We start from the raw sequence: 12330 nt of genomic DNA, 5'->3' as shown, positions 1-12330 counted from the left end.
ATTAGTATTCATGACTAATTATTCTTCCACCTGTATCCCATACCATATACGGTTTCTATACAATTAAAGTCAGCGTCAAATTGCACGAACTTTTTACGAATACGTTTTATATGAGAGGTAATAGTGGTGTCATCAACCACCATTTTAGATTCATCCATTAACTGCTGACGACTTTTCACATGACCAGAGTATTTAGCAATTGCATGTAACATCCAAAACTCAGTAACTGTCAACTCTATGCTTTGCCCTTTCCAACTGACTGTCATACGTTTACTGTCTACCGTCAAATGTCCTGTCTGAATAACATCACTTGCAAGTTGTGGTGTAGAAAGTAACTCTGTGCGTCTAAAAAGTGCTGCAATACGAGCCAATAAATGAGGCAAGCTAATATCCTTTGTGAGATAGTCATCAGCCCCCATGCGTAAACCACAGATAGTGTCATAGTCATTATCTCGGGCCGTAAAAAATATAATAGGCAAGGTTTTAGACAGGCTTCGTAATTGTTGGCAAACAGTAAAGCCCCCATCTATCTCATCTTCAAGGCCGATATCAATAATCGCAAGATCAGGTAATCGCTGCAAGAATGCTTGTTCTGCAATACTTCTGTTGCCATAGGCTTGTACTTCATAGCCTTGTTTTGTAAGGGCTGCAATGTAGTTTTCTCTTAGTGCTTGGTCATCTTCCACTAAGGCAATACGTTTAGACATGATTTCACTCTGTAATAATGTGCTAGCACTATATCGTAAAACTTTAACTAGGTGAGACCTTAAAACCCTAGCTAAGCTAATTTCCATTTTTTCGCCACAATTGTCCCCTACTTTGCCATTTTGTCTCCCTGAATTAGCCACACAAGCTTTGTTTACTAGAGAGGAATTAAACAACACTCTTGGAGAGAACAATGCAAGCAATCAAAACTAACCTTACCAAAATCGCCGCCTTTACATGCTTATTATCCGTAAGTGCTCTTGCAGAGGCATCTACAAAACAAGAAAAAACAAATGAGCTTATTGGCATAGGTTCGGGGGTTGTTATAGGCACAGCCATTGCTGGGCCATTAGGTGGCGTCGTCGCTGCAATATTTGGTGGCATGATAGCCGATGACGTTAACACAGAGAATCGCTTAACTCAGGCACAACAAGTGATTTCGGAAAAAGAACAACAACTACTAACCATGGAGAAAAATTTCGAACAAGCCAAAGAGCGAGCCAATATTCAAATTGCCGCTATGGATTACGCCTTAGAACAGCGTTTACCAGAAATAGAAAGCAACATTCAATTCAAAACTGGCTCATACGCACTCGAGCAACACTATCAATCTCAATTAGACCTTATCGCTAATACATTATTGAAAAACCCTAAATTGAAAATCAGTCTATCTGGTTTTGCAGATCAAAGAGGCGACAGCACCTTAAACCAAGCACTGTCAGAACAGCGCACAATCACAGTCAAGAACTACCTAGAAAATAAAGGTGTAAGTAAAGAGCAAGTAATTACTAATGCTTTTGGGGAGTCCTTAGTAGTCAACGCAGAAAGTAACTATGAGGGAGACTTTTTCGACCGTCGAGTCATGCTAAAAATATCAAACAATCAAACCGACATGACAGTTGCAAATCAATAGCCTAGGACATAAAAATGCTATCACTTCCTAAACTTGCCCTTGTTAGTTTGGTGGTTATCGCGATTGGGGCACTGCAGCAAGCAGTGCCCGCCTTTACCAGCGAGCCAAGTTTACCTAGCAACAATCAAGACACCAGCCAACAACCACTCAAAATTGCTGTCGTATCAAATCAAGTTATCCCCTCTGATTACGATGCAAAAAATGGCACTTTATACTTAACATCCACAGAAGAAAATACTGCTACTCCAGTAGACTCTAGCCCCCTTATTAGCCCTCTACTTAATACCAAGGTAGATATAAAGGTTAATGGCATAGTTGCCCGTACTAAACTTACCCAAACCTTTAAAAATGCCAGCAATAATTGGGCTGATGGCATGTATGTATTTCCATTACCTGAAAACGCAGCAGTTGATCATTTAATAATGACCATTGGAGAGCGCAAAATTGAGGGGCAAATTAAAGAAAAATCACAGGCCAAGCAACTATTTAATAAAGCTAAATCAGCCGGTAAAAAAGTCAGCTTGGTGGCACAACACCGTCCTAATGTTTTTAGCAATAAAATTGCCAACATAGGCCCCAATGAAACCATAGTTATCAGCATTGAATATCAGCAAACCTTAAATTTGCAGGCACAAGAATATAGCTTACGCTTCCCGATGACTGTTGCCCCAAGATACTCACCACGAGACACAAATACCCAAGCCCCCCCTGAGTTACCCCAAGGTGATGTAAAAGGCGATCCTAATATTCAATTGGCTGTACATTTACAGGCAGGCTTTGATCTTGAGCATATTAATAGTGAGTTTCATCCAATTACCCAGCAGCGCTTAGCCGATGGTAGTTACAAGATAAACCTTCAAAGTGGTCATCATGCAAACCAAGATTTTGTTTTAACATGGCGGCCCGAGCTTGGAGCAAATCCCCAAGTAGCCCACCTTACGCAACATATTAACGGCAGTGAATATGGGCTAATTATGGTTAATGGGCCTAATAGTAAAGACACCATATTAAACTTACCTAGAGAAGTTATATTTGTATTGGATACCTCAGGCTCGATGGAAGGAGAGTCTATTATTCAAGCAAAGCAAGCACTGCTATTGGCAATACAACAGCTTAGCGCTAAAGATACCTTTAACATTATTGAGTTTAACAGCCGATCTCAAAATTTATGGAGAACTCCTCAAAAGGCAAACGCAGTAAGAAAACAACAAGCGACTGATTTTGTCAGTGACTTAGCAGCAAATGGTGGCACCGAAATGCACAGTGCTCTTGACCTAGCGTTTGCTCAAAGTACCCACTCAAAAAGTAGCGCCGATATGAGCCAAATCATATTCATCACAGATGGCAGTGTTAGCAACGAAGCATCGTTAATGAGCTTAATCGAAAACAAGATTAATAATTCTCGTTTATTTACTGTTGGTATTGGCAGTGCTCCAAATACCTATTTTATGACAGAAGCGGCTCAATTAGGCAGGGGGACTTTCACCTACATTGGCTCCACGCAACAAGTACAATTAAAGATGCAACAGCTATTGAGTAAAATTCAACACCCTACCCTTACCGATATTGAGCTACTACTTACAGGTACAAGTAAAGACTCTAAACCTCAATTAGAGATGTATCCCAAGACAATACCAGACCTTTACTTTAACGAGCCTCTCATTCTTAGCTACAAGCTAACCCAGCAAGCACCTGAGGTTGAAGAGGCGCTCGATACCATGACGTTAACCGCTAAATACCAAGGACAAGATTGGGTGCAGGTTTTACCTCACACAACACCATCTAGGCAATCAGGCTTAGATGTACTTTGGGCGAGAAATAAAATCAGACAACTCACTCAGGACAAACGCAGAGCACAAATGACAGAGCATAACTCAGACGCTCTACAAAAAGAGTACCAAGCACAAATAACAGCAACCGCGCTGACACATCATGTGGTAAGTCAATATACCAGCTTAATTGCTATTGATGTGACACCAACCAAGCCGATTACAGACAAACCTGACTCGCAAAAGGCCGCTGATTTATTGGCAAAAGGTACTAAAGAGCATAGGGCTAAACTTGTTGGCAGCCTACCTCAAACAGCAACTGCAGCTGAGCTCAAGTTAATTTTAGGCTTATTTATATTAGGGTTAGCAATATGTATGCACTTACTTACAAAAAGAAACATCCATTACTAAGGCTTGTCTCGTTTATCTATAAGCATAAATGGGTAGCACTGTTATTAACATTAGGTGCTTATCAGTTTTCTAGCGGACTTTATATTTTTGCTAAGGCTGAACTAGCTCAGCAGCTGATTGCTAGAGCCTGGCATAAAAACCTAACGTCTGAGCAAAAATATAAGCCTTGGCCGTGGGCAGACACCTACCCCATAGCAAAGCTAAGTATAGAGAATAAAAACTGGTTTATTTTAGCAGGAGCAAGTGGACGCAACCTCGCTTTTGCTCCAAGCCATGTAAGCGCCACGCCAAAACCAGGAGAACAGGGCAACAGTGTGATTGTAGGGCACAGAGATACACAGTTTAATCGCTTAAAAGACTTACAAACCGGTGACATTATTAGTGTTAGCACTGGCGATAAAACCCATAATTTTAAAGTCACACAATTACGAATAGCCCATGAGTCACAGCTAGAGTATATGGAAAACCATGAAAGCATTAACGGCATAAACTTAGATGAACCAAGCTTAACCTTAATAACATGCTATCCCTTTGATAGCGTGTTGCCCAACCCTACTCATAGGTATATTGTTAGGGCTGTGGCTGTCTAGGTGTGCTCAATAACAGACATTTTTTCCATATAAAAGTAAAAAGAAAGGTTTCAAAAACTATAAACATCAACAAAATCAAAAGGTTGAAAAAGTGGAATGAAAAACGCTATAGGCTCTATTAGCGTTAAATTTAACTAGCAACTAAAATAGGGATTACATTAATGAATATATCTAAAACTTCACTTGCCATGGCATTAGCTGCACTAAGCATCGGAATGAGCGCATGTACTGAAAGCCAAAAAGAATCAACTGAGGCAGCAAAAGAAGATGCCACTAGCATCATGGAAAAAGCCAAAGAAAAATCTGTCACTTTATATGAAAAAACTAAAGAAGAAACGTCAGAACTAGCTGATGACGCAGCAGATATGGCAGAAGATGCAAAGCAAAGTGCATCTGAAACCTATGACGAAGTAAAAGAAAAAGCGAGTGATGCTTACGATGCAACTGCTGAAAAAACCACAGAGGTGATGGATGCGACTAAAGAAAAAGCATCTGAATTGAAAGCTGACGCTGCTGAAAAACTAAAAGAAGCCTGCATTGCAGCAAATGAAAAAATGGATAAAGACACATCAGATTGTTAATCATATTTTCTTAATGAAAATATAGAAGCGTCTGTTATTAGCAACAAAAAGAGCGGCTTTCTTTTTGTTGCTAATATTTCTATTTAAGTATTTCAAAAATACAAGCTAACATTAAATTACACAAACCTACCCTTTCAGACCTAAATATTAAAGGTGACCTAGATGTCATATGTAGATGGATTTGTAGCAGCCGTGCCCACCGAAAATAAAGATCAATATATTAATCACGCCAAATTAGCAGCCATTATATTTAAAGAGCATGGTGCTCTTAACATAGTTGAAAATTGGGCAGATGATGTACCCGAAGGTGAAATGACATCTTTTCCCTTAGCAGTCAAAAAACAAGCCGATGAAGCTGTGGTTTTTTCTTGGATAACCTGGCCATCAAAAGAGGTACGAGACACTGCTTGGCAAAAAGTAATGGACGACCCAAGAATGCACCCAGATGAAAATCCAATGCCCTTTGATGGCAAAAGGCTTATTTATGGCGGCTTTAACACAATTCTTGACGTATAAGTATTTTCATAAAATTAGCAATATCAAGGCAGAGGTTGCCATTAGAAAGCTCTGCCACTACTGTATTAATGCCTAAAGTCAGATAGTAATGCAGGGATTCCAGGTAACATACCCACCATAGCCATGACTGTAGTTAATATGACAAACATCACCAGTGGTATAATCCAACGACTCATATGACTTAGTTCTGCACTTCTATCTTTACAACCAATAAGCCCTAAATTGTCTAACAACATAGTTAACGACCAGCCAAAAGCCGGATTTACCAATGTCGACGCAAACACCACAATAGCTGCAGATTGGGTGGTTTTGCCTTCTCGAGTCATTTCCATTCCCGCTTCAAGAAGCGGAATAAACACCCCAACAATCAGCGCAACGCATAACACAGGTTGCCACACAGCTAAATCCATTGGGTAACCCCATATGCCAGCTATGATACAAAATAACGCAGTCAAAATAGCGCCCGCCGGTATGGGCCGTTTAGCTATCGCCGCTGGAACTATGTAAGTTCCCCAAGAAGAGGTGAAATTAGCGCCGCCAAAAATAGAGCCAAAGGTTTGTCTAATTGAAGCGCTGAGCATAGTGTCGTCTATATTCATTTGGACCTTTTCAGTACGTTTGGGATAGCTTATTTTTTGAAACACCTGATGCCCTAAAAAATCAGGGGACCACATTGCAACCGCTAAAATTGCAAAGGGAAGCACGACAATAAAGCTCTCTAAAGTTGGTAAACCTAACATCCAGCCGCTACTTTCACCCCACCAATACATAGGATTCATGTTAGGCAAGCCAGGAGCTGTTTTGAAAGTAAAGGGGGCGCCTAGCAGAAATGCAGTACCGCCGCCAATCAAGCAACTTAGTGGCACAGCTAACCATCGCTTTTTAAAGTGCTCTAAAAATGCATACAACAATATAGTGGCAAGGATCACAATAAACGCGATATGGGTTTTATCTATACCATCGGCCCAAACAAAGAGTTTTTTGACTTGAGAAATTGTCCCAATAAACCCTAAGTAAAGTAGTAAGCCTCCACAGACTCCTTTACTGGTGAGCCTAGCAAGCAAACTACCGCCTTTACTAAAAGCCAAAATAAGTCCAAAAGCACCAATCAATAAGCCAAACGCCATGGGGTGCCCACCCGCAGCCACCACTATGGGAATCAAAGGTATTAATGGCCCGTGGGTACCTGCTAAATTAGCAGTGGGCAAGATGAAGCCTGAAAATAAAATGATAAAGACAGAAACAATCAGCAATTCATAGCGTACGTTTTCTAGTACAAACCCATCCCCTAAACCTAAAGCGCTTGCAAATGTGGAAGCAATGGCCGCTACCATAACTACTTTACCAATAGTGGCAGCCATGGCAGGAATAGTATCTTCAAGTTCAAACCTGTAATCTTTAAAAGGCAAATTGGGGCGCCAGCGTCTTGGCTCCATAATCTGTAATTCATGCTCTAGGTATTCATCTCTACTGTTAAATTCAGAGCTAGGCTTATGAAGCTCTTGGTAGCTTCTGTATCCCTGAGCCCCCTTAACATCTGATGGTTCAGTGCCAGCTTCATTTCGACTTATGTTCTTCATGGGAACCTTTAAATATTGTTTTTAGCGGAAGCTATATGACTGTAAGGGGCGCAGGGTAGGTAATTATCGATAAACAGCATATAAGCAATAGGTCGTATACGGTAGAATAGACAAGTGAGACGGAGATTATTACTTGAGTAACAAATCAAGCTAACTATTGGACGAACTAGGGTTTGCACTTAGATAGGAGAAATCTTAACTTGAAATGGCATAAACAGACGCAATATTATTAGCGCTGAGTAAATCAAGCTCTCACTTCAAATAACGTTCTTTTAGCAAGTTTTAGCCGCTAGAGTTCACTTTACAATTTCGATTTAACACATTAGCTGGCAGTTTATATGAACGCACTTAACATTAAAGGTTTGACCAAAACCTATAAAGGCGGCACTAAAGCCTTACAAGGCATCGACCTTGAAGTAAAACAAGGGGACTTTTTTGCATTATTAGGTCCAAATGGCGCAGGAAAATCCACCACAATAGGTGTAATTAGTTCTTTGGTTAACAAAACAGATGGAGAAGTTGATGTATTTGAATATTCTTTATCTAAGCAACCCGTACAAGCTAAATCTTGTATTGGCCTTGTGCCCCAAGAGTTTAATTTCAACCAATTTGAAACGCTTTTACAGATAGTTCTAAATCAAGCGGGCTATTACGGCGTTCCTAGACATATAGCAAAACCAAGGGCTGAAAAATATCTTAAACAGCTCGACTTATGGGACAAGCGAAACTCTCCTTCTAGGCAGTTATCGGGCGGCATGAAAAGACGTCTAATGATAGCCAGAGCCCTAATGCACGAACCAAGAATGCTTATTCTGGATGAACCAACAGCAGGCGTAGACATAGAAATAAGACGCTCTATGTGGTCATTTCTTAAAGAAATCAACGAACAAGGTGTGACAATTATTCTCACTACCCATTACCTTGAAGAAGCCGAAATGCTATGCCGTAACATTGCTATTATCGATAAAGGCAAGATAGTCCAAAACACCAGCATGAAGGCTTTGTTAGCCACCTTAAATGTTGAAACATTTGTTTTAGATTTATCTAAGAATGTTGATTCTCTAGAGATTAATGGCTTTGAAAGTCGCTTAACCGCAGATCGAACCTTAGAAGTCGATGTGCCAAAAGAAACCAGCTTAAATAATGTATTTGAGCAACTCACCCATCAAGGTATTGAAGTGTTAAGTATGCGCAATAAATCCAATCGTTTAGAAGAGCTGTTTGTACGAATGGTTGAATCAGGCCGTGCTGCACAACAAGATGCTGATGCCAAAAAAGGAGCTAACTCATGAATTCTTTAAGTATGGTGGCCCTTAGAACAATTTGGATCAAAGAATGTACTCGCTTTTTGAGAATATGGATCCAAACATTGCTTCCTCCAGCAATCACTATGTCTTTGTATTTTGTGATATTTGGTAACCTAATCGGCAGCCGAATAGGTGATATGGGTGGTTTTAGCTATATGGAGTTTATCGTCCCCGGTCTTATTATGATGTCGGTCATCACTAATGCCTATGCGAACGTGTCCTCATCATTTTACAGTGCCAAGTACCAAAGAAACGTAGAAGAGCTATTAGTTGCACCTGTTTCAGACTGGATTATTATCGCGGGCTTTGTTGGTGGCGGAGTTGCAAGGGGGGTATTAGTAGGGGTGATAGTCACACTTGTATCTCTTATTTTTGTTGATGTGCAAATTCATAATCTAGCACTCATAATAGTCACTCTATTTTTAACTGCCGTACTGTTTTCAACTGCTGGGCTTATCAACGGCATCTATGCCAAAACCTTTGATGATGTCAGCATAATACCTACCTTTGTATTAACCCCTTTAACTTATCTAGGTGGTGTATTCTATTCTCTTTCTTTACTACCAGAGTTCTGGCAGTGGATCAGCAAGATTAATCCAATCGTCTATATGGTTAATGGTTTTAGATATGGCTTTTTAGGTGTTTCTGATATGAGCCATTACACCTCTTTAGGAATTTTAGTGGTATTCAATATTGTTCTTTTAGGTGTTGCGTATCAGTTAATTAAGCGTGGCGTAGGGATCCGTAGCTAATTTAGCTTGGATAAATTGATAATGAAAAACCTTGCACGCTCCATTACGACCAACCAAGTTGGAATCCATCAAAACTTAGAAAAGGTGGTGTTACGCCACCTTAACTCCGAGAGCCAAAAACCTTTATCAGAACATACCAAAGAAGCCTATCAAGCCGCTATGGAATGGTTAGGGGATTGGCAGGGTGATCTTATTTTAGACTCTTGCTGCGGAGTAGGTGAAAGCACCGCTAATATTGCTTTAGCCCATCCCAATGCAAAAGTTATTGGCGTAGACAAATCCGCCATGAGAACAGAAAAGCATCATGTATATTCAGCTCAAACTAACAATTATCTAATCATTAGAGCGGATTTACAGGACTTTTTAAGATTACTTGTTCTTGAAGGAAAGCGCTTACACAAACACTATCTGTTATACCCAAATCCCTACCCTAAATCTGCTCATTTACAGCGCAGATGGTATGCATCATCTACCTTTGCCGACATAGTAAAACTTGGGGGGGACTTTGAAGTTAGAAGTAACTGGAAGCTATATATAGAAGAGTTCGCGGCAGCACTTAACATTGCCAATATTCAAAGCACAGTCACCCAAGTCCAAGGTAATACCCCTATGACCCCTTTTGAACGTAAATACTGGGAAAGTGGACAAGATAGTTGGAAAGTCACCGCTACGCTCTCCAAGGCCTAAATACAGCTTATTGGGTGCTTGCTTTAGGTTGACTAAAATAAAAGCCTTGGGCGTACTTCAGCCCTAAGTTTTTTACTTTGGTAAGTGTGGCTTCTTGCTCGATGTGCTCGGCTATAAGAATGATGTTATTTATTTTTGATGACATTATTAGTTGCTGAACTAGCTCCAGGTGCTCTTTTTCGTCACACTCAAACAATTTACTAGGCACTTTAATAGCAGATACAGGTAGCTCAATCACCTTCTCTAAGCTCTCTGGGGTTAGATCAAAATGATCAATAATGATTTTTACGCCAAAACTTGCACACATTTTTGAGAAACTCCAAAAACTTTGCGTTTCGGTTAATGCATTATGGGCTGTAATTTCAATAGAGATACGATTTGGGTTGGGATAGTCTTGTAGTTGCGAACAAAAAAACTGTTGAATCACGCTGTCCGTCATATCTGATAAGCTAACATTAATATTCCATGCCATATTAATGTCTCTAAAATAGTTCGCGCTACGATTGAAAATAGTTTCAGTTAATTGGGCAACAGAATGCTGCCTTTCAACCAAAAACAAAAACTGACTAGGCAGATAGGTGTTTTCATGCAAGTTAACTAACCTTGCTAAACACTCATAACTCCAAACAGTTTCGTTTTCTAAGTCCATTATGGGTTGAAAAAAAGGGACTACGCTGTCTAGATTAAAACTATCTGTAACTTCCGTGATTTGCATAGTAACCATTCTCTCCTGATTAAAGATTTTCATTAATATAACAATAAGTTAACAAACATAAAATAGCAGGCTTATTAATACTCATGAAATCTGCCTATTGGTCTATTAGCAGAATTAATGTAAAGTTCGCGGCTTATCCGTTTTCATATAAGGTAGCAGCGTGAAAGGAGCTGAGGTTAGTCTAGATCATTTGTTTAAGGTATTTACCATGCCTGAAGGCAAAGATTCTAAGCTTGCACAAATTGAACAACATCTTTCAGACAACTTAGCAGATTTTTTATCTCAACATGTTGTTACTAAAGTAAAATCTCTTGAAGAAATCGAAAAGCATTTTTCTAAAAGTGCTGTTCCAGAGAACCCAGAGTTTGTGTCAAAGCATGCGGAAGACTTGCTAAATAAGCTGGTCGCTAATTCTGTAAATACATATTCACCTACTTTCATCGGCCATATGACTTCGGCCCTGCCTTATTTTCACTTGCCCTTAGCTAAGCTTTTAGTGGGCTTAAACCAAAATTTGGTAAAAATTGAAACCTCAAAAGCCTTCACCCCACTAGAACGTCAAGTCCTAGGCATGATGCATGAATTGGTTTACAAGCAATCAGATGACTTTTACAACACCTACTTACATAGTGCGAACCACGCACTAGGTGCATTTTGTTCTGGTGGTACCTTAGCCAATATCACAGCCTTGTGGGTTGCTCGAAACAAAGCTTTACCCGCTACCACACAGTTTAAAGGCGTTGCTCAAGAAGGCCTAGCTGCTGGAATGGTGCATTATGGTTATAAGAAAATGGGGATTATCTCTTCTAAAAGGGGTCACTACTCCCTATCTAAAGCCGTTGATATACTTGCGTTAGGGCGACAGCAAATGCTTACTATCGACTCCCCTTCACAGCGCCTATCCCCTGAAAAGGCGTTAGAAGTGGGTCTGCAGTATCAAAAAGAAGGTAATAAGGTTTTAGCAATTGTAGGAATAGCCGGCACCACTGAAACTGGACATATTGATCCACTAGATGAACTTGCTGACGTGGCTAAAGAATTAGGCTGTCATTTTCATGTTGATGCGGCTTGGGGTGGTGCCACACTGTTTTCAAATGAGCATGGTCAACTGCTAAAAGGGATTGCAAGGGCCGACTCTGTGACTTTAGATGCCCATAAACAAATGTATGTTCCTATGGGAGCAGGTATGGTTTTGTTTAAAGATCCCAACGATAGCAATACCGTACGTCACCATGCCCAATATATTTTAAGGGCAGGCTCAAAAGATTTAGGAGCAACCACAATTGAGGGCTCCCGCAATGGTATGGCCATGATGGTTTATGCCTCTTTACATATATTTGGGCGACAAGGCTACGAGCTCTTAATCAATCAAAGTATTGAGAAAACTAAAACCTTCGCAAGAATGATCCAGTCTCATCCCGATTTTGAGTTGGTAACTTCACCCACCTTGTCATTACTCACCTATAGGGTCAACCCTGAAGAAGTGCAGCAAAGAACCAAAGCTCAGCCACAAATTAACCATGCGCTTAACATGGAGTTAGATAAATTAACTGTGGCAGTGCAAAAGCAACAAAGGGAAGCTGGCAAGTCTTTTGTCTCTCGTACTCGTTTGCAAACAGAAAAATACCCAGACCAAGCCATTACTGTTTTTAGGGTAGTTTTAGCTAACCCTTTGACAACAGAGACTGATTTACAAAATATTTTGGATGAACAACTGGCTATTGCGAGTGCCACTAAGGCTTGGAAAAAGCTGTGTTATAAACACAAAAAAGCGAGCTAGTAGCTCGCTTTTTGGATTTAATTT

At 40.2% G+C, this 12330-nt stretch carries 12 protein-coding genes; 9 read left to right on the top strand and 3 right to left on the bottom strand.

Annotated elements, in window-relative coordinates; all coding sequences use genetic code 11:
• Positions 1-14: 14 nt before the first annotated feature.
• Positions 15-707 carry a proteobacterial dedicated sortase system response regulator gene (gene pdsR, locus ACMUMK_RS01680; protein ID WP_414700310.1) on the bottom strand — a complete coding sequence of 231 codons (693 nt, stop codon included), beginning with the start codon at positions 705-707 and terminating at the stop codon, positions 15-17.
• 191 nt (positions 708-898) lie between these two features.
• On the opposite strand from pdsR, the gene pdsO reads away from it, so the two are divergent.
• The 5 genes from pdsO to ACMUMK_RS01655 all read left to right on the top strand — a co-directional run bounded on the left by pdsO (position 899) and on the right by ACMUMK_RS01655 (position 5485).
• Positions 899-1618, top strand: a complete 720-nt coding sequence (gene pdsO / locus ACMUMK_RS01675; RefSeq protein WP_414699394.1) for a sortase-associated OmpA-like protein PdsO — start codon at positions 899-901, stop codon at positions 1616-1618.
• A gap of 14 nt (positions 1619-1632) precedes the next feature.
• The gene (locus ACMUMK_RS01670; protein ID WP_414699393.1) at positions 1633-3798 is read left to right on the top strand and encodes a marine proteobacterial sortase target protein; all 2166 of its coding nucleotides are present in this window, start codon (positions 1633-1635) and stop codon (positions 3796-3798) included.
• Complete coding sequence (locus ACMUMK_RS01665; protein ID WP_414699392.1) at positions 3759-4388, top strand: class GN sortase; 630 nt, start codon at positions 3759-3761, stop codon at positions 4386-4388. The genes ACMUMK_RS01670 and ACMUMK_RS01665 overlap by 40 nt, the downstream gene beginning before the upstream one ends.
• A gap of 161 nt (positions 4389-4549) precedes the next feature.
• Positions 4550-4969: a hypothetical protein gene (locus tag ACMUMK_RS01660; protein WP_414699391.1), complete on the top strand. Its 420-nt coding sequence runs from the start codon at positions 4550-4552 to the stop codon at positions 4967-4969.
• A 162-nt stretch (positions 4970-5131) separates the two neighbouring features.
• Entirely contained in the window at positions 5132-5485 is a 354-nt protein-coding gene (locus ACMUMK_RS01655) for a DUF1428 domain-containing protein (RefSeq protein WP_414699390.1), read from the top strand.
• Between the two features lie 65 nt (positions 5486-5550).
• On the opposite strand, the gene ACMUMK_RS01650 is transcribed toward ACMUMK_RS01655, so the two are convergent.
• Positions 5551-7065, bottom strand: coding sequence for a DUF3360 family protein (locus tag ACMUMK_RS01650; RefSeq protein WP_414699389.1), 1515 nt, complete (start codon positions 7063-7065; stop codon positions 5551-5553).
• A 338-nt stretch (positions 7066-7403) separates the two neighbouring features.
• Between ACMUMK_RS01650 and ACMUMK_RS01645 the strand changes: the two genes are divergently transcribed.
• From ACMUMK_RS01645 to trmB, 3 genes are read left to right on the top strand one after another with little or no spacing between them, the layout of a single operon-like run.
• A complete protein-coding gene (locus tag ACMUMK_RS01645; RefSeq protein WP_414699388.1) occupies positions 7404-8357 on the top strand; it encodes an ABC transporter ATP-binding protein in 954 nt (317 codons plus the stop codon).
• A complete protein-coding gene (locus tag ACMUMK_RS01640) occupies positions 8354-9124 on the top strand; it encodes an ABC transporter permease (RefSeq protein ID WP_414699387.1) in 771 nt (256 codons plus the stop codon). The genes ACMUMK_RS01645 and ACMUMK_RS01640 overlap by 4 nt, the downstream gene beginning before the upstream one ends.
• Before the next feature lie 21 nt (positions 9125-9145).
• The gene (trmB, locus tag ACMUMK_RS01635) at positions 9146-9811 is read left to right on the top strand and encodes a tRNA (guanine(46)-N(7))-methyltransferase TrmB (RefSeq protein ID WP_414699386.1); all 666 of its coding nucleotides are present in this window, start codon (positions 9146-9148) and stop codon (positions 9809-9811) included.
• A gap of 7 nt (positions 9812-9818) precedes the next feature.
• Here the strand turns inward: trmB and ACMUMK_RS01630 are convergent, their stop codons facing one another.
• Complete coding sequence (locus ACMUMK_RS01630) at positions 9819-10526, bottom strand: EAL domain-containing protein (protein ID WP_414699385.1); 708 nt, start codon at positions 10524-10526, stop codon at positions 9819-9821.
• Positions 10527-10686: 160 nt separating this feature from the next.
• Between ACMUMK_RS01630 and panP the strand changes: the two genes are divergently transcribed.
• Positions 10687-12306, top strand: a complete 1620-nt coding sequence (panP, locus tag ACMUMK_RS01625; protein WP_414699384.1) for a pyridoxal-dependent aspartate 1-decarboxylase PanP — start codon at positions 10687-10689, stop codon at positions 12304-12306.
• Positions 12307-12330: the final 24 nt, after the last annotated feature.

The sequence above is a fragment of the Paraglaciecola sp. 2405UD69-4 genome, from assembly GCF_047525415.1.
Lineage (GTDB): Bacteria > Pseudomonadota > Gammaproteobacteria > Enterobacterales > Alteromonadaceae > Paraglaciecola.
The sequence above is the reverse complement of the archived record's forward strand: the minus strand, read 5'-3'. Positions and strand labels throughout refer to the sequence as shown.

Bases quoted from the DNA above. Each gene is read 5' to 3' on its own strand.
- pdsR (WP_414700310.1), bottom strand. From the start codon at position 707: ATGTCTAAACGTATTGCCTTAGTGGAAGATGACCAAGCACTAAGAGAA.
- pdsO (WP_414699394.1), top strand. From the start codon at position 899: ATGCAAGCAATCAAAACTAACCTTACCAAAATCGCCGCCTTTACATGC.
- ACMUMK_RS01670 (WP_414699393.1), top strand. From the start codon at position 1,633: ATGCTATCACTTCCTAAACTTGCCCTTGTTAGTTTGGTGGTTATCGCG.
- ACMUMK_RS01665 (WP_414699392.1), top strand. From the start codon at position 3,759: ATGTATGCACTTACTTACAAAAAGAAACATCCATTACTAAGGCTTGTC.
- ACMUMK_RS01660 (WP_414699391.1), top strand. From the start codon at position 4,550: ATGAATATATCTAAAACTTCACTTGCCATGGCATTAGCTGCACTAAGC.
- ACMUMK_RS01655 (WP_414699390.1), top strand. From the start codon at position 5,132: ATGTCATATGTAGATGGATTTGTAGCAGCCGTGCCCACCGAAAATAAA.
- ACMUMK_RS01650 (WP_414699389.1), bottom strand. From the start codon at position 7,065: ATGAAGAACATAAGTCGAAATGAAGCTGGCACTGAACCATCAGATGTT.
- ACMUMK_RS01645 (WP_414699388.1), top strand. From the start codon at position 7,404: ATGAACGCACTTAACATTAAAGGTTTGACCAAAACCTATAAAGGCGGC.
- ACMUMK_RS01640 (WP_414699387.1), top strand. From the start codon at position 8,354: ATGAATTCTTTAAGTATGGTGGCCCTTAGAACAATTTGGATCAAAGAA.
- trmB (WP_414699386.1), top strand. From the start codon at position 9,146: ATGAAAAACCTTGCACGCTCCATTACGACCAACCAAGTTGGAATCCAT.
- ACMUMK_RS01630 (WP_414699385.1), bottom strand. From the start codon at position 10,526: ATGCAAATCACGGAAGTTACAGATAGTTTTAATCTAGACAGCGTAGTC.